This is a genomic window from Methylobacterium sp. 77, from assembly GCF_000372825.1.
In the GTDB taxonomy this organism is placed as follows: Bacteria; Pseudomonadota; Alphaproteobacteria; order Rhizobiales; family Beijerinckiaceae; genus Methylobacterium.
In genome coordinates, this window is record NZ_KB910516.1 from 3,045,826 (window position 1) to 3,062,708 (window position 16,883).

The 16,883-nt window shown below is 67.3% G+C and carries 15 protein-coding genes; 12 read left to right on the forward strand and 3 right to left on the reverse strand.

The annotated features are described in order from the left end of the window. Nucleotides 1-92 precede the first annotated feature (92 nt). The 6 genes from A3OK_RS0114400 to cobJ are packed head-to-tail and all read left to right on the forward strand — an operon-like array spanning nucleotide 93 to nucleotide 7,709. Complete coding sequence (locus A3OK_RS0114400; protein WP_245259360.1) at nucleotides 93-866, forward strand: DUF4349 domain-containing protein; 774 nt, start codon at nucleotides 93-95, stop codon at nucleotides 864-866. Nucleotides 867-879: 13 nt separating this feature from the next. Next, a complete protein-coding gene (cobN, locus tag A3OK_RS0114405) occupies nucleotides 880-4,257 on the forward strand; it encodes a cobaltochelatase subunit CobN (RefSeq protein WP_019905592.1) in 3,378 nt (1,125 codons plus the stop codon). Beyond that, nucleotides 4,254-5,534 (forward strand): hypothetical protein, encoded by a 1,281-nt coding sequence (locus A3OK_RS0114410; protein WP_026597282.1) that lies wholly within the window; start codon nucleotides 4,254-4,256, stop codon nucleotides 5,532-5,534. Before cobN ends, A3OK_RS0114410 begins: the two co-directional genes overlap by 4 nt. After that, nucleotides 5,531-6,163 (forward strand): precorrin-8X methylmutase, encoded by a 633-nt coding sequence (locus A3OK_RS0114415; protein ID WP_019905594.1) that lies wholly within the window; start codon nucleotides 5,531-5,533, stop codon nucleotides 6,161-6,163. Before A3OK_RS0114410 ends, A3OK_RS0114415 begins: the two co-directional genes overlap by 4 nt. Continuing rightward, nucleotides 6,163-6,954 carry a precorrin-2 C(20)-methyltransferase gene (locus A3OK_RS0114420; RefSeq protein WP_019905595.1) on the forward strand — a complete coding sequence of 264 codons (792 nt, stop codon included), beginning with the start codon at nucleotides 6,163-6,165 and terminating at the stop codon, nucleotides 6,952-6,954. The genes A3OK_RS0114415 and A3OK_RS0114420 overlap by 1 nt, the downstream gene beginning before the upstream one ends. Beyond that, a complete protein-coding gene (gene cobJ / locus A3OK_RS0114425; protein ID WP_019905596.1) occupies nucleotides 6,951-7,709 on the forward strand; it encodes a precorrin-3B C(17)-methyltransferase in 759 nt (252 codons plus the stop codon). Before A3OK_RS0114420 ends, cobJ begins: the two co-directional genes overlap by 4 nt. A gap of 80 nt (nucleotides 7,710-7,789) precedes the next feature. On the opposite strand, the gene A3OK_RS0114430 is transcribed toward cobJ, so the two are convergent. Beyond that, nucleotides 7,790-8,539, reverse strand: coding sequence for a cobalt-precorrin-6A reductase (locus A3OK_RS0114430; RefSeq protein WP_155912025.1), 750 nt, complete (start codon nucleotides 8,537-8,539; stop codon nucleotides 7,790-7,792). A gap of 44 nt (nucleotides 8,540-8,583) precedes the next feature. On the opposite strand from A3OK_RS0114430, the gene cbiE reads away from it, so the two are divergent. The 4 genes from cbiE to A3OK_RS0114450 all read left to right on the forward strand — a co-directional run bounded on the left by cbiE (nucleotide 8,584) and on the right by A3OK_RS0114450 (nucleotide 12,459). After that, entirely contained in the window at nucleotides 8,584-9,813 is a 1,230-nt protein-coding gene (cbiE, locus tag A3OK_RS0114435; protein WP_019905598.1) for a precorrin-6y C5,15-methyltransferase (decarboxylating) subunit CbiE, read from the forward strand. A gap of 110 nt (nucleotides 9,814-9,923) precedes the next feature. After that, nucleotides 9,924-10,355 carry a cobalamin biosynthesis protein gene (locus A3OK_RS0114440; protein ID WP_019905599.1) on the forward strand — a complete coding sequence of 144 codons (432 nt, stop codon included), beginning with the start codon at nucleotides 9,924-9,926 and terminating at the stop codon, nucleotides 10,353-10,355. Beyond that, nucleotides 10,352-11,134, forward strand: coding sequence for a precorrin-4 C(11)-methyltransferase (cobM, locus tag A3OK_RS0114445; RefSeq protein WP_019905600.1), 783 nt, complete (start codon nucleotides 10,352-10,354; stop codon nucleotides 11,132-11,134). The genes A3OK_RS0114440 and cobM overlap by 4 nt, the downstream gene beginning before the upstream one ends. Further along, a complete protein-coding gene (locus A3OK_RS0114450; RefSeq protein ID WP_019905601.1) occupies nucleotides 11,131-12,459 on the forward strand; it encodes a cobyrinate a,c-diamide synthase in 1,329 nt (442 codons plus the stop codon). The genes cobM and A3OK_RS0114450 overlap by 4 nt, the downstream gene beginning before the upstream one ends. Nucleotides 12,460-12,470: 11 nt before the next feature. Here A3OK_RS0114450 and A3OK_RS0114455 read toward each other — a convergent pair whose 3' ends face one another. After that, entirely contained in the window at nucleotides 12,471-12,869 is a 399-nt protein-coding gene (locus A3OK_RS0114455) for a helix-turn-helix transcriptional regulator (RefSeq protein ID WP_019905602.1), read from the reverse strand. Nucleotides 12,870-13,322: 453 nt separating this feature from the next. Here A3OK_RS0114455 and A3OK_RS0114465 point away from each other — a divergent pair, with 453 nt between their 5' ends. Beyond that, nucleotides 13,323-13,670, forward strand: coding sequence for an antibiotic biosynthesis monooxygenase (locus A3OK_RS0114465; protein WP_019905603.1), 348 nt, complete (start codon nucleotides 13,323-13,325; stop codon nucleotides 13,668-13,670). Between the two features lie 63 nt (nucleotides 13,671-13,733). Here the strand turns inward: A3OK_RS0114465 and A3OK_RS0114470 are convergent, their stop codons facing one another. Beyond that, nucleotides 13,734-14,939, reverse strand: coding sequence for an MFS transporter (locus tag A3OK_RS0114470; protein ID WP_196805440.1), 1,206 nt, complete (start codon nucleotides 14,937-14,939; stop codon nucleotides 13,734-13,736). A gap of 435 nt (nucleotides 14,940-15,374) precedes the next feature. Here A3OK_RS0114470 and A3OK_RS0114475 point away from each other — a divergent pair, with 435 nt between their 5' ends. Beyond that, entirely contained in the window at nucleotides 15,375-16,880 is a 1,506-nt protein-coding gene (locus A3OK_RS0114475; protein WP_026597283.1) for an exopolysaccharide biosynthesis polyprenyl glycosylphosphotransferase, read from the forward strand. Nucleotides 16,881-16,883: the final 3 nt, after the last annotated feature.

The following is a 16,883-nucleotide window of genomic DNA, read 5'->3' on the forward strand; positions in this document are numbered from 1 at the left end:
CCGCGTTCGGACTGGCGTGCCTCGCCACAATCGGCGGCTGCGCCGATTCGCGCCCCCGCAATCCGGAATCTGGCGCCTCTGAATCCCGTACGATGGCACGCCTCAATCCGGTCGCTCAGAAGACCGATGCGAAGCTCGCCTATACCCACGATCTGACCATCGGCTTGCCGCCGGAGCGGGTCTCGGCGCATTTTGAGGCGGCGCGAGACAGGTGTCTGAAGGACGCCGCCTTGAGCTGCGTCCTCGTCGCCTCGTCGATCGATGACGGCCCACGCCCCTCAGGTCGACCACAGGCGCAGGTCCAGGTCCGGCTGCCGCATGAATCGGTCGCGCCCTACATCGCCTTCGTCACAGCCCCTCTTCCCGGCGAGGCGGCGGGCGATGTCGTGCTGCGGCGGCAGTCGACCCGTGCCGACGACCTCACCACCGCCATCGAGGATGGCGGGCGTCGGTTGGCGCAGCTCACCGCCTATCGCGGCCGCCTCGACGAACTCGCCGCCAAGCCCGATCCGCGCGCGGAGGACCTGATCCGCATCGCCCAGGAACTGGCGCAGGTCCAATCGCAGATCGAGGAGATCGAGGCCAAGCAGCGCGGGCTGAACCAGCGCGTCGACACCGAGATCGTGTCCGTCGCCCTGCAATCCGACCAGGCTCGCGCCGGGCCTTTCGCCCCCGTCGAGGAAGCCTGGGCTCAGGCGGGCCAGACCTTCGGCGCCAGTGCGGGATCGGCCCTGCGCTTCGCCATCGCCAGCCTGCCGTGGCTGCCGCTGGTGATGATCGCGGTGTTCCTGATCCGCGCGCTGTGGCGCCTTCGCCGTCGCCGACGCGCCAGAATCGGCAAGCCGTTGACCGAGGCGCAGCCATGACGGGGCGCCGCTCATGCATCTGATCCGCGTCGACACGGTCAGTCTCGACGAGGGCGAGGCCGCCATCGATCTGGGCCAGGCGCCCGGCGACATCGTGTTCCTGTCCTTCACGGATTCGGACCTGTCCGGCATGGCGAGCGCCTATGCGGCGGAGCGGGATGCGGCCGGGGGCGGGGCCGAGTTTCCGACTCTCCGCCTCGCCAAGCTGGCGCGGCTGCGTCACCCGATGTCCGTCGATCTCTACGTGGACGGTGTAATCGCGCGCTCGAAGATCGTGGTCATCCGCTGCCTCGGCGGCCTCGATTACTGGCGCTACGGCATCGAACGCGCGGCAGCCAGCGCCCGCGCCAACGGCGTGACGCTCGCCGTGATCCCGGGCTGCGACAAGCCCGATCCACGGCTCACGGCTTATTCGACGGCCTCACCCGAACTGGTGGAGATTCTGGAGGGCTATTGCCGGGCGGGAGGGGTCGACAACCTGCGCCGGATGATCCGGCGGCTTTCTCTCGAGATCGGATATCGTGTCGAGGCGCCGCCGCCGCTTGCGCTGCCACGCGGTTTTGCCTGGTGCCCGACCTGCGGCCCGGTTGCGCACGAGACCGCCCTTTCCGCGGCGGGGGCGGGCCGTCCCCTCGTCCTGATCCTGGTCTATCGCTCGGCCGTGCTTGGCGGTGACACCCGGCCGGTGGCGGACCTCATCGCCGCCCTCGAGCAGCGTGGGATCGGCGCCGCGACGGTCGCCGTGGCGAGCCTCAAGGACCCGCTCGCACTGGAACCCGTACAGGCGGTCATCGCGGCGCGCAGGCCCGACATCATCATCGCGGCCACTGCCTTCTCGGCGCGGGAGGATGCCGCCTTCGTCCTCGACGCCGCCGACGCGCCCATCCTTCAGGCCTTCACGATCGGCGCATCCCAGGATGCCTGGGATGGCTCGGCTCGGGGAATGAACGCCGCCGACCTCGCCATGCAAGTGGCCCTTCCCGAATTCGACGGGCGGCTGTCGGGCTTCCCGATTTCGTTCAAGGAGGACGGGCCGGAGATCGACGGGTTCAGCGAGCGCCGTGCCGTGCCGTTCACCGCCGGGATCGCCGCCCTGGCCGACCGGGCCGCGGCCTGGATCGCCCTCAAGCACCGGCCGCGCGCCGCGCGCCGCATCGCCCTGGTCCTGTCCGACTATCCCGCCCGCGGCGGCAGGGCCGGATTCGCCGTGGGGCTCGACACGCCGGCAAGCGCGGGGGTGATCGCCGAGACGTTGGGTGACGCCGGTTATTCCCTCGGAACGCTTCCAGGCCCCGATGCGCTGATGCGCATGCTGACGAAGGACAGTCCGACTTTCGCAGTGCCGCTCGACGTCTATCAGCAGTGGCTCGCCACGCTCGCGCAGGACGAACGCGAGACGCTGGAGCAGCGATGGGGCAAGCCCGAGGCCGATCCTGTCTGCGTCACGGGCGCGTTCCGCTTCCCGATGGTTCTGGCCACGCCTGCCTCGCACGAACCACCTCGGGACGGCGTTGCAGATGGCGACAAGGGAGGGCGTCTCGCCGTCTTCCTTCAGCCCGATCGCGGCCGGGCGGCCGACCGGAAGGCGGGGTATCACGACCCGGACGAGCCGCCGACCCATGCCTATCTCGCCTTTCATCTCGGATTGCGAGAGCGCTTCGACGCCCTGATCCACCTCGGGACCCATGGCACGACGGAATGGCTGCCGGGCAAGGCGGTGGCCCTGTCACCGGCATGCTGGCCCGCACGGGCGATCGGGCATCTGCCCGTCATCTATCCGTTCATCGTCGATGATCCCGGTGAGGCGGCCCCGGTAAAGCGGCGCCTCGGTGGCATTGCGCTGGGACATCTGACGCCGCAGACCGAATGCGCCGGGCTGACCCCGGCAGCCGCGCGGCTGCGCGAACTCGTGGAGGAATATTCCTCGGCCAGCGTCCTCGATCCGCGCCGCGCCGCGATCATCGCCCAGGCGATCCTCGACGATGCGCGCGATGCTGGCCTGCTCGGCGGTGCCGGAATCGACGCGGACACCCCCATGGCCGATGCGCTCACGGCCCTCGACGCGCATCTGTGCGACCTCGGCGAGGTGACGACTCGCGACGGCCTCCACGTGTTCGGCGAGGCGGCGGACGAGGCACCCGACAGCGTGAGGGCCTGCGCGGCGGCCGAGCGTGCGGGATTGCTCGCCGCCCTCGACGGTCGTTTCGTTCCGCCCGGCCCCGCCGGCTCGCCCTCGCGCGGGCGGACGGATGTGATGCCTACGGGGCGCAACCTCACCACCCTCGATCCGCGCAGCCTGCCGACGCGGGCCGCCACTTTGCTCGGGGCCAAGGCCGCCGACGCGGTGGTGAGGCGCTACCTGCAGGACGAGGGCGAGTATCCGGCCCGCATCGTCATGGATCTCTGGGCCTCGCCAACGCTTCGCACGGGCGGCGAGGACGTGGCGCACGCCCTCGCTCTCATGGGCGTGCGCCCGACCTGGGACCATGCCTCGACCCGCGTCACCGGCTTCGAGGTGCTGCCGTTGGCGCTCCTCGACCGGCCGAGGATAGACGTGACCCTGCGCGTCTCCGGCGCGTTTCGCGATACCTTTCCCGAGACCCTGTCGCTCCTCGCCCGCGCGGCATCGGCCGTCGGCGAACGCGACGAAGAGGACGACGAGAACCCGCTCGCCGCCGCGCGCCGCCGTGGCGAGGCCTCTTCCCGCGTCTACGGCGCTGCGCCGGGCCGCTACGGCGCGGGTGCCGGCGAAGTCGCCCTCGACGGAGCCTGGAAGAGCCGGGACGATCTCGGACGGGCCTATCTCGAGGCGACGTCGCATGCCTATGGCGGCGCGCAGGACGTGGCGGATTCCGGCTTCGCCGAGCGCGTCACCCAGGCGGACGCCTATGTCCACGCCTTCGATGTGGCGGAGCGCGACCTCCTCGACGGCGACGCCGCGGTGGAAGCGATGGGCGGGTTCTCCGCCGCTGCCGCCCTCGTTGGACGCGCGCCCATCCTCTACAGTCTCGACGTGGCCGACCCGGAGAAACCGAAGGCCCGCACGGCCCGCGAAGATGCCGCCCGCCTCATCGGCGCCAAGCTCTCGAACCCGCGCTGGATCGCCGCCCAGCTCCGCCACGGCTATCGCGGCGCACAGGAGCTGGCGCAGGGGGTCGACGCCGTCTTCGTTCTCGCCGCGACCACGGACGCGGTCTCCGATGCGGATCTCGATCGGCTCTACGGCGCGATGATCGCCGATCTCGACACGTTCGATGCTCTGCGCGCCGCCAATGCGGATGCGGCCCGTGCCATCCTGGAGCGGTTCGACGAGGCGCGCCGTCGCGGCCTCTGGACCACCCGCCGCAACGCCATCGCCGCCGACGAGCTGATGCCGGAGGCGGCCGAATGAACGCCCCGCGCCGGGTCTCGCCGGAGCCCGCGCGTCGGGGCTGGTGCCCTAGTCTGGCCCGCCCGATGCCGACCGGAGACGGGCTGCTGGCCCGCATCCACCCACCACTCGGCGTGATCTCGCCCACCCAGGCACGGACGGTAGCGACAGGTGCGCGCCGGTACGGGAACGGCCATATCGATGTGACCGCGCGGGCCAACCTGCAGGTCAGGGGTGTGTCCGAGGAGACCGGTCCGAAGCTCGCGGCGCTGCTCGATGTGGCCGGTCTGGGCGATGTCCGCAACGATGGCGGTCCACAGCGACTGACACTGACGGCACCATTGTCCGGACGGGATGTGATCGCCCTCGCGCACGCGGTCGAACAGATCGGCGTGGGCATCCCCCACCTGCCGGCGAAAGCCGTCGTGACGATCGAAGCCGTCGCGACCTTGCCCGTTCGTGGACAGCCGGAACGCGCTGGGGATTTTTGGGGAACAGAGCCGGATATCCGGCTCGTCGTCGTGGCGCCTGATCGCTTCGCCGTGGCCTTTGCCGGTTCGGACTGGCACGGCGACATCGAGGTGGAGCGGCTTCCGGTGATCGTCGGTGCCGCTCTGCGCATTCTGGCGGCAAGCGGTCAACGGCGGATGCGCGACCTTCACACGGGCGATCTGGCAGCCTCCCTCGGCCTTCGCTCCCGTTCGATGCCACCGCTCTCACCGTTGCGGCCTGCCGGCATCTCGCCATTGGCCGATGGCAGGACCGCTCTCCTCCTCGACACGCCCTTCGGGCGCTGCACGGCGGACGCCCTCGACAGGCTCGCGGATCAAGCGGAGGCCATGGACAGCGAGATCCATCTCTCGCCGACCCGCGGATTTGCCATCCTCGCGGCCGATGAAACCGCCCTTCGCTCAGCCCGAGATGCCCTCGCCGACCTCTTCATCACCGAGCCCGACGATCCGAGACGCGCAGTGGCCGCCTGCCCCGGCGCGCCGGCCTGCGGTTCCGGCTCGACATCGACGCTCGTCGACGCAGCGCGGCTGGCTGCTGTTTTCGAGCCCCTCGCGGCAAGAGGCTTGTCGGCCCATGTTTCGGGCTGTTCCAAAGGCTGCGCGCATCCGGGTGCCGCCTCGCTCACCCTCGTCGGACGCGATGGGTACTACGGCATCGTCCTCGACGGACGGCCCGATGCGTTGCCGACGACGCTCCTCACTTTCGACGCGGCGCTGGACCGCGTAAGGAGTGCCGAATACCCCCGGCTCGACGCCCTCGCACACGCTTTCAGGACACAGACATGAGTTCGCGCCTCGACTATCTGCGCGACGGCCAGGCGATCTACGCCCGCTCCTTCGCCATGATCCGCGCCGAGGCCGACCTCACTCGCTTCAACGGCACCGCCGAGCGCGTCGTCGTACGGATGATCCATGCCTGTGGCATGACCGACCTGCCGAAGGACGTCGAGGCCTCCGAGGACTTCGCCGCCAGCGGCGAGGCCGCGCTGAAGGCCGGCGCACCGATCCTGTGCGACGTCCGAATGGTCGCCGACGGTGTCACCCGCTCCCGCCTGCCAGCCGACAACCGGGTGATCTGCACCCTGACCGATCCGCGCGTGCCAGGGCTCGCCGCAGAGATGGGCACCACCCGCACGGCCGCCGCGATGGAACTCTGGCGCGAGCATCTTCCCGGCAGCATCGTTGCCGTCGGCAATGCACCGACCGCTCTGTTCCGGCTGCTCGAACTGCTGGACGAGGGCGTGGCCCCGCCGGCTGCCGTCATCGGAATCCCTGTCGGATTCGTCGGTGCCGCTGAATCGAAGGAGGCGCTCGCTCGCGACGGGCGTATACCCTTCATCGTCGTCCACGGCCGCCGCGGCGGCAGCGCCATGACCGCCTCGGCGATCAACGCCCTCGCCAACGAGATCGAGTGATGGATTCGAACGAGCGGCCTCGCCCCGCCGATTTGACGGAGTTCACCGACATTCCCCGGACAGTCACCACCGGCACGCTCTACGGCGTCGGAATGGGACCGGGCGACCCGGATTATCTCACCGTTCGCGCCATGAAGCTTCTCGCGGAGGCACCGGTCCTGGTGCATTTCTGCAAGAAGGGGCGTCGCGGCAATTCCCGCACCATCGCCGACGCGGTGATGCGCGATCCCGCCCGCGAAATGCCGCTGGTTTATCCCTACACCACGGAATTGCCGCCCGAGCACGGCGAGTACGTCTCGGCGCTGGCAGCCTTCTACGAGGACGCGGCGGCGCAGATCGCAGACCATCTCGACGCCGGGCGCGACGTGGCGATCCTGTCGGAGGGCGATCCGTTCTTCTATGGATCCTTCATGCACCTCTGGCGCCGCCTGAAGGACCGCTTCCCGGTGGAAGTGGTGCCCGGCGTGACGGGAATGTCCGGCTGCTGGACGAGGGCCGGCACCCCGATCACCTGGGGCGATGACGTTCTGACGATCCTGCCGGCGACCCTTGGTCATGACGCCCTGGTCGAGCGGCTGCGCATCACCGACGCCGCCGTCATCATGAAGCTCGGCCGCCATCTGCCGAAGGTCCGTCAGGCACTGGCCGAAACCGGCCTTCTCGACCGTGCCGTCTATGTCGAGCGCGGCACGATGGCCGGCGAGAAGGTGATCGCACTGGCCGAGAAGCCCGACGACGAGGCCCCCTACTTCTCCATGGTCCTGGTGCCCGGCGAAGGGCGCCGTCCGTGACCGGCTCCGTGACGGTCGTCGGCCTCGGGCCGGGCGATCCGCGCCTGCTCACTCAGGCGGCGAGCGAAGCCCTGGCGCAGGCGCAGGACCTCATCGGCTACATTCCCTACGTCGCCCGCGTTCCAGACCGGCCGGGGCTGACCAAGCACGCCACCGATAACCGCGTCGAGATCGACCGTGCAGGCCACGCCCTCAAGCTCGCCGCCTCCGGCCGCAGGGTCGCGGTAGTGTCGGGGGGCGATCCCGGCGTCTTCGCCATGGCGGCGGCGATCTTCGAGGCCGTCGAGAACGGCGATCCGGCATGGCGTCATCTCGCCATCACCGTCGAGCCCGGCATCACCGCGATGCTGGCGGCCGCCGCTCGCCTGGGTGCTCCGCTCGGCGGCGATTTCTGCGCGATGTCCCTGTCCGACAATCTCAAGCCGTGGGAGGTCATCACCGCCCGGCTGGACGCGGTGCTGCGCGCGGATTTCGTGATCTCGCTCTACAACCCGATCTCTTCGGCCCGGCCGTGGCAGCTCGGCGCCGCGCTCGGCCTCGCCGCCGAATACCGCTCACCCGAGACACCGGTCGTCTTCGCTCGCGCCGTCTCGCGGCCGGACGAGGCGATCCGCATCCTCACCCTGGCACAGGCACGGGAGACGACGGCCGACATGGCGACGATGGTGATCATCGGCGCCTCGGCCACTCGCCTGATCGCACGTGGCGAGGACGCACCGCCCTTCGTCTACACCCCGCGCAGCGTGCCGGCGTAAGAATGGGCCGCCTGCTGCCGCCCTCGACCCAACCCGATCGCCTCACCCGGCGACGCCCGCCTCGCGGGTATCTCGAGGTGCTAGGAGGAACGGCAAGGATCCAGGCGTGTGCTCAACCACGCCAGTGCTCCCGCAGCATCCGGCACGCTGGCCACGTCCGGCTTGGCCGGCGGCCTCAGGATGATCACCGGCAGTCCGGCCGCACGGGCCGCTGCGATCTTGCCATAGGTGGCCCCGCCGCCGGAATTCTTGCTCACGAGAACCTCGATCCGTCGCTCGGCGAGGAACGCCGCCTCCGCGGCCTCGTCGAATGGCCCGCGCGCCGCGATTTCCGTGAGGCGGGGAACCGACAGGGCATCGCCGATCGGCTCGATGGCGCGGACAACGTAATCGTGCTGCGGAGCAACCGAGAAGGCCCCGACCTCAAGGCGGCCGATCGTCAGGAACACGCGCCGGGGCGCGGGGCCGAGAGTGAGCGCAGCCTCCGCCATGGTATCGACCTCGGTCCAGCGATCTCCCTCACACCGCTCCCAAGGCGGACGGCGGACGGCCAGGAGCGGGACCGCGGCGCGTTGGCAGGCCAGCGCCGCATTGCCGCTGATCCGCGCGGCGAACGGATGCGTCGCGTCGATCACGGCCTCGATGCGGTGATCGGTGATCCAGGCCGCGAGTCCTTCGCTGCCGCCAAATCCGCCGATGCGGGTGCGCACCGGCTCGCGCTTGGGCGCGCTGGTGCGTCCGGCGAGCGACAGGATCGCATCGATCCGTGCATCGAGCGCCTTCACCAGGGCGCTCGCCTCGCTGGTACCACCGAGGATCAGAAGTCTCATCGTCGTCGGTTCACCGGTCATCGTTCGGAGACGGAGCCTTCTCCATGAGCGACGACGCCCTGTCGAGCCTATCACCCTGGCTCACCATCGTCGGGATCGGCGAAGACGGCCGCGCCGGCCTCAGCCCCGCTGCCATCGCCGCCCTCGACGAGGCGGGAATGGTCTATGGCGGCAGCCGGCACATCGCCCTTGCCGCACCGGTGAATGCGGACGTTCGGGTCTGGCCGCGCCCGATCTCGGATGCCTATCCCGGCCTTCTGGCCCGGCGCGGCCAGCCGACCTGCATTCTCGCCACCGGCGACCCGTTCCATTACGGCATCGGCGCCGAGATCGCCCGGCTGCTGCCGGCTGCCGAGATGCGGGTGTTCCCGCACCCTTCGGCGTTCAGCCTCGCGGCGGCGCGACTCGGCTGGCCGCTGGCCGAAACCGTGTGCCTCACTCTGCACGGGCGGGCGCTGGAGCGGATCGTTCCCCATCTCCAGCCCGGTGCTCGGCTCCTCGTCTTGACCTGGGACGGGACCACGCCGGAAGCCGTCGCCACCCTGCTGACGGATCGCGGCTTCGGGGGCTCGCTCCTCACCATCCTCGAAGCCATGGGGGGGCCGCGCGAGCGCCGGCACGAGGCAAAGGCCGATGCCTTCGCGCTGACCGACATCGATCCGCTCAATACTCTGGCGGTGGACGTGGTCGCCGATGCCGATGCGCGGGTCATGGCGTTAAGCGCCGGCCTCGACGATTCCTGGTTCGAGCATGATGGGCAACTCACCAAGGCCGACATCCGTGCCGTGACGCTGGCCGCCCTGCGCCCCCGCGCCGGGCAGTTGCTGTGGGATATCGGCGCGGGAGCAGGCTCCATCTCCATCGAGTGGATGCTGCGCCATCCGAGCCTGCGCTCCCTCGCCATCGAGGCGAATCCGAGCCGTGCCTTACGGATCGCACGGAATGCCGCGCGCCTCGGCGTGCCGGATCTGCGCGTGGTCGAAGGCGAAGCGCCCGCCGCCATGAGGGGGCTCGACCGGCCCGACGCGATCTTCATCGGTGGCGGCATCACGCGTCCGGGCGTGCTCGATCTCGCCATCGACGCACTGGCAACAGGCGGCCGGCTCGTCGCCAACGTCGTAACCCTGGAAGGCGAAGCGGTCCTTTTGGCGGCCTTCGCTCGCCATGGCGGACGCTTGAAGCGCCTGTCGATCGCTCATGCCGACCCGGTCGGTCATCTCCATGGGTGGCGGACCGCCATGCCGGTGACGCAGTGGGTTTGGACGAAGCCGTAGACGCTCGTTACGAGATGCGGTCGGGTATCCTGCCGATGGATCGTGCATCGATTCTTCGCTTCACCCGACGGAATCGACGCCCTGCTATTCGCGCCGAAAGGGGACGGGAGATGCCAGGCCATCGCCAAAACCCGGATAGGCGCTCGCTCGTAGCGGGGATCGGCTTTCGACATGGCGCTGCGGCCGATGACATCGTCGCCCTGATTCTCCGGGCGCTGGCGGAAAGCGGCCATGCGCGGGAGGATCTCACCGTCATCGCCACCGCCGCGGATCGCGCCGGCGAGCCGGCGATCCGCGACGCCGCCGCCGCGTTCGGACTTGTCCCCACCGCCATCCCGGCCACGGCGATGATCGCGGTCGATTCCCGCGTGCCGACCCGCTCGCAGCGGATCGAAGCGAGCCGGCAGGTCGGATCGGTAGCCGAGGCGGCCGCCTTGGCCGCCGCGGGCGAGAAAGGAACACTCGTCCTGCCGCGCATCTCTTGCCCGACGGCAACATGCGCCCTTGCGCTTTCCACGCATTTCGCCACTCAGACGCCATGACCGTTCACTTCATCGGCGCCGGCCCGGGTGCCGCCGACCTCATCACGATACGCGGACGCGACCTCATCGGGCGCTGCCCCGTCTGCCTCTATGCCGGCTCGCTGGTCGCGCCGGAAATCCTGTCATGGTGCCCGGCCGGCACCCGTATCGTCGATACCGCTCCGCTCGATCTCGACGGGATCGTGGATGAGATCGTGGCCGCGCACGAGGCCGGCCAGGATGTGGCGCGGCTGCATTCCGGCGACCTTTCGATCTGGAGTGCGCTCGCCGAGCAGACCCGGCGGCTCGATCGGATCGGCATTCCCTACACGGTGACGCCGGGCGTGCCGTCCTTCGCCGCCGCTGCTGCCGTGCTCAGGCGCGAACTCACGGTCCCCGGCCTCGCCCAGTCGGTGGTCCTGACCCGTACCTCCGGCCGGGCCAGCGCCATGCCGGAGCGCGAGACCCTTGCTGCCTTCGCCGCCACGGGCGCAACGCTGGCCTTGCACCTGTCCATTCATGTGATCGAGGATGTGGTCGCCGGGCTCGTGCCATTCTACGGAGTGGATTGCGCCGCCGCCGTGGTGTTCCGAGTCACCTGGCCGGATGAACGCGTCATCACCGGCACGCTCGCCACCATCGCGGCGGATGTGCGCGCCGCAGCGCTCGAGCGCACGGCATTGATCTTCGTCGGGCCCGCCCTTGCCGCCGAAGAGTTTCGCGAGAGCGCACTCTATTCGACCGATTACGACAGGCGCTTCCGCCCAACGGGGCCGTCGATCTCGAAAGCCGGCGCATGACGATGCCGGGAAGACCGCATCCGCCGGGCCTCCTCGTCGCCGCCCCACGGTCGAGTTCCGGCAAGACTACCGTGACCCTGGCGCTGATGCGGGCCCTCGCCCGACGCGGTCTTGCGGTGCGCGGCGCCAAATGTGGGCCGGACTATATCGACCCGGCCTTCCATCAGGCAGCGACGGGCTATCCCAGCGTCAACCTCGACAGCTTCGCCATGCCCGATGCCATGCTCGATTCCGTGGCAGCAATGGCCGGACGCAATGCCGACATCGTGATTGCGGAAGGCTCCATGGGCCTCTTCGACGGCATCGTCGCGGGAGAGGGTCGAACGGGAGCCAATGCCGACATCGCGGCACGCTACGGCTGGCCCGTCCTTCTCGTCCTGGACGTGTCCGGAGCAGCCCAATCGGCCGCGGCCGTGGCGCTCGGCTTTGCACGCTACGATGCCCGCATCCGCATCGCCGGCGTCGTGCTGAACAAGGTTGCCAGTGCCCGCCATCGCCGTCTCGTAGAGGCAGGTCTCGCGCAAGTCGGCATTCCCGTCCTCGGGGTGCTGATGCGCGATGCGACCCTTGCCCTGCCCGAGCGCCATCTCGGGCTGGTCCAAGCCCGCGAAACCGGCGACCTGACCGCACGGCTCGACCGTCTCGCAGATCTTGCGGAGGCAAGTCTCGACCTCGACGCCATCCTCGCCGCAGCTTCGGGCCACCTTCCGGAGGTCTCGGACTTCGTCCTGCCCCCTCCCCCGGGACAGCGCGTCGCCATCGCCACGGATGAAGCGTTCTCGTTCCTCTACCCGCATATGGAAGCCGGCTGGCGCGCCGCGGGTGCCGAACTCGTCGCTTTCTCGCCGCTGGCCGACGAGGCGCCATCGGAAACCTGCGACGCCTGCTGGCTACCGGGAGGATATCCCGAACTCCACGCGGCAAAATTGGCGGCGTCCAGCAAGTTCCTGAATGGTGTGCGCGCCTTCGGCGAGCATAAGCCGATCCACGGAGAATGCGGCGGCTACATGGTGCTGGGCACCAGCCTGGAGGACGCAGCGGGCATCACACATCCGATGGCGGGCCTGCTCCCTGTCGCGACATCGTACAAGGCGCGGAAGCTACATCTCGGATACCGGGTGGCGACGCTCATCGACGGTGGCATTCTCGGACGCGCAGGGGCGCGTCTCGTCGGCCACGAATTCCACTATGCCAGCGAGCTGACCGAACCTCCGAGTGAAGACATCGCCCTCGCGCTGGTGACCGACGCAGAGGGAAAACAGTTGGGGATGGCCGGCCACAGACGCGGTTCTGTGTCGGGTAGTTTCTTCCACCTCATCGGATAGCGGAAAACCTGTCACGCGACCACGGCGACCTCTGCTCGTTTTCCCATCTTTGCGGCTGTCCGCACGATCGCCAACACATCGCGGCGCAGCTGGTCGTCATCGATCAGAGCATAAGCCTGAAGCAACTCAATCGCGCCCTGAGCCGTGAGAAAGCCGAAGACTTCCGACTGTGTGCCTCCCATCTCATCCTCTTCGAAAAAGGCTGAGACGGGCACTTCGAGGAGGCGGGCGATTTCGCGGAGACGCCCTGCGCCGACCCGGTTCTGTCCCTTTTCGTACTTCTGCACCTGCTGGAAGGTTACGCCAACGGCGGTTCCGAGCGCAGTCTGGCTAAGGCCACGTGCCTTGCGCAAGGCAGTGATTCGCAGCCCAACCAGGCGGTCGACATCGGTGGTTTGCTTAGGCATCATCACTCGTTTCAATGCTCAATACGGTATTCGACAGCCACTTCGATCTTCACACCCGGCTCGCCATCTTAGACACGGCTTACTCGGCAAGGCTAAAAATCAAAAAGAACGCGCGTTCGAAGCCTTCACACAATCCACCCCCAGGATGGATAGCACCCCAGAAACCACCCGAAGAAAGGCGACCAAACCGACGCATTCAGCATGCGCGAAAACAGCTTGACCACAAACTAGGCAGGGATGGCAAGAGTGAGCGCAAACTCGCCGTTGCAAACGGTGAAACCCCGGCTCGAGGGTTGCGCCGGAGGAATGGAACCATTCTTATGTCTAACAAATTTTTGACACGAAAAATATCATTTATATAGGACAGATTGAGTTATTTACGATCATTTTTCAATCTGATCGAAGCGGACTAAGATATTGCCGAGGTCGCAAGCCAACACCATCAAAAGGGTCTCTATGTTCATCGCCATGAACCGTTTCAAAGTCGTTCGAGACGCAACGACAGAGTTCGAGCAGGTTTGGCTCGGACGCGACAGCCATCTCGGCGAGATGGAAGGCTTCGTCGAGTTTCAGCTTTTGCGTGGTCCCGAGCACGACGACTACGTATTGTATGCATCGCATACCGTCTGGGCCTCCAAATCGGCCTTCGAGGCGTGGACCCGGTCGGAGCAGTTCCGCAAGGCGCACAGCCGGGCACCCGCGACGAAACCCCTCTACCTCGGTCATCCGCAATTCGAAGGGTTCGAGACGATCCAATCGGTCGCCAAGCCTCAATCAGAGTTGACGTCCGAAGCGGTTGCCTGACCGTTCCTGTTCCTCGGGCGGTATCCTCATCCTGTGACATCGCGCGGTGAGGTGCCTCTCACATCATCGGCCGAGCCGCGGCAGGAGTGCCGCGATCAGGCCGATGAGGGGAAGATACGCGCAGAGACCGTAGACGAACTCGATGCTGGTTCGATCGGCAAGTTCTCCGAAGATGGCCGCGCCGAGCCCGCCCATCCCGAACGCAAATCCGAAGAACAATCCCCCGACGAGGCCGATGCGGCCGGGCAGGAGTTCCTGCGCGTAGACTAGGATCGCCGGCATCGCAGAGGCGAGGATCAGGCCGATCGGCACCGTGAGGATCACGGTCCAGGCGAGGTCGGCATGGGGCAAGGCGAGGGTGAACGGCACCACGCCGAGAATCGAGGCCCAGATCACCGGCTTGCGACCGAACCGGTCGCCGATCGGGCCACCCAAGATCGTGCCGGCAGCAGCCGCGCCGAGGAAGACGAACAGGTAGATCTGGCTCTCGGCGACCGGCACCCCGAAACGGTGGATCAGATAGAACGTATAGTAGGACGAAAAACTCGCCATATAGAAGTACTTGGAGAAAATCAGAGCCAGCAGGACCGCGATGGTGGCAACGATCCTCGTCTTCGAAAGATCGGTAGGCGCGAGGGTCTTCGTCCGCGCCGCCAGCCGCGCCGTTCCCGCCAGCCGCTCGCGATACCAGCGTCCCACCAGGGTGAGGACGCCGATCCCCACGAGCGCGGCAAGTGAGAACCACGCGACGCTGGACTGCCCCTTCGGCACGACGATGAAGGCGGCCAGAAGCGGACCGAACGCAGTCCCTGCATTGCCGCCAACCTGAAACAGCGATTGAGCGAGGCCGAAACGTCCGCCCGATGCCAGCCGCGCCATCCGGGTGGCCTCGGGATGGAAGACGGCCGAGCCGAGTCCCACGAGCCCCGCAGCGAGGAGCAGCATTCCGTAAGTCCAGGCCACGGAGAGCAGCAGCAGGCCGACGAGAGACGACGCCATGCCGAGAGCGAGCGAGAATGGCATCGGCCTGCGATCCGTCTGCAAGCCAACGATGGGTTGAAGAACGGAAGCGGTGACCTGAAACACCATGGTGATCAGTCCGATCTGCCCGAAATCGAGCTTGAAGCCCGATTTCAGGAGCGGGTAGATCGCCGGCAGCAGCGATTGGATGAGGTCGTTGAGCAAATGCGAGAGGCTGAGGGCGCCGAGGACGGCGAAGGCCGGCGGCGCCGCCCCTGAGAGCGGTGCGGGCTCCTTCAAGGTTGGCAAGATCTGCGAATCAGGAGCCAAGCGAGGAGAATCGGACATGAGTCGCTTCGATGCGCGCGCCTCTGTCGTGGCAGAGGCTGCAGTTTCGCGCATTGTCTAACGGACTCCGCCAGGCCCGGCGATCCCGATGCCAAGCTTTCGATCCCCCCAGTGACGGGATCGTGACCTCTGAAACAAATTTCTCGAAAACTTCTGAACCCAATCGCACGGTCGCAGCCGTTAATAGGTTAACGAATTCCTACACGGGTCTCCCGCAAGCGATTCATTCCGTCGATTGATCGGTGGAGGTGGGGACCTCGCATTTACATGACCAGAAGGTCCGCGCTCCGTGGGCGGGTCCGAGGTTTGCAGTCCTACAAAGCATCGAGACGGTCGGGCGAGACATTGTCCCACCCTGATACAATCACAGCCTCACTTCGGTACATAGCGCCTCAGATGTTCCAGCAACCTCTTCCCGAAGTCTACCAGAGCCTGCCGGCCGCACGTGGCGCCCGACGCGACGCGTGGGCAGCCGTTCTACCGCGACGGTGGCGAGGCGCACTCCGTCTTGGGCTATCCACGGCATTGGCCACCTCGGACCTCCTGGCGATTTTCGTGACGGCCTATCTCACCGAGGTCATCTATTACGAGTTCGCCTTCGACCAGCAGCTCGCCACGGGCATGACCGGGAGCTTCCAGCTGGCAGGCCTCGTGGCGGTCTTCGTGTTGCTGACGAACCTCGTCCGAGAGGAATACAGCATCGAGACGCAGCTCACCCGCGGCCCTCAACGCCGTCGCATGGCAAGCCTCTGGCTCGCCGCCTGGGGTATCGTTCTCGTCGTCGGTTTCGCGACCAAGACCACCAACGACTTCTCGCGTGCGGTGGCCATCGGCTTCTTCATCGCAGGTCTCCCGGTGTTGTACCTGTCCCGCCTCGCCATGGTGGGCCTTGTCCGTAGGGCGACCAGCCCGAGCTCGTCGTCGATCAATCGCGTCCACCTTGTCGGTTTCGAGGAAGACATCGCCGGATTCTACGCCAGCCACGACGCGGAGGCCCTGGGCCTACGCGTGGTAGGCACGAGCTACCTCCGCCGCATCGACACGCGGGAAGATGCATCCGTGCGCCAGGCGCAGATGTCGGAAGATCTCGACCTCGCGGTCTCGGTCGTGCGCTTCCTGCGTCCAGACGATGTCTTCATCTTGGTTCCCTGGACGGATGCCGCGGATATCGAGCGCTGCGTCGATGCGTTTCTGCGCGTCCCGGCCGCCCTGCACCTTCGACCGGGTTCCGTGATGGACCGATTTCCCGATCTCACACTCGCGCGGGTCGGTCGTTTATCGGGTATCAATATCGGCCGCCGGCCGCTCAATTTCAGCGAGATCACCCTCAAGCGCGGCCTCGACATGATTCTGTCCGCCGTCGCACTGGTGATGCTCGCGCCGCTCTTTGCAGCCATCGCCATGCTGATCAAGCTCGACAGCCCCGGCCCGATCTTCTTCCGCCAACGGCGCTACGGCTTCAATCAGCAAGCATTCGGCGTCTTCAAGTTCCGCAGCATGAAGACGGAGCAGAATGCCGTGTTCCGTCAGGCGACGCGTAACGACTCGCGCATCACCAAGATCGGCGCCATCCTCAGGCGGACGAATCTCGACGAGTTGCCACAGCTCCTCAACGTCCTCATGGGGGAGATGTCACTCGTAGGTCCACGCCCCCATGCCCTTGCTCACGATCGCAGCTTCGAGCGGCGGATCGCGCTCTATGCACGTCGTCACAATGTGATGCCCGGCATCACTGGCTGGGCCCAGGTGAACGGCCTGCGCGGCGAGACCCTGACCGACCTCGATATGGAGCGGCGCGTGAGCCACGACCTCCACTACATCGACAACTGGTCGGTCTGGCTCGACATCCAGATCATGTTTCAGACGGTCGTCTCGCGGCGAGCCTATCGCAACGCCTGCTAAAGC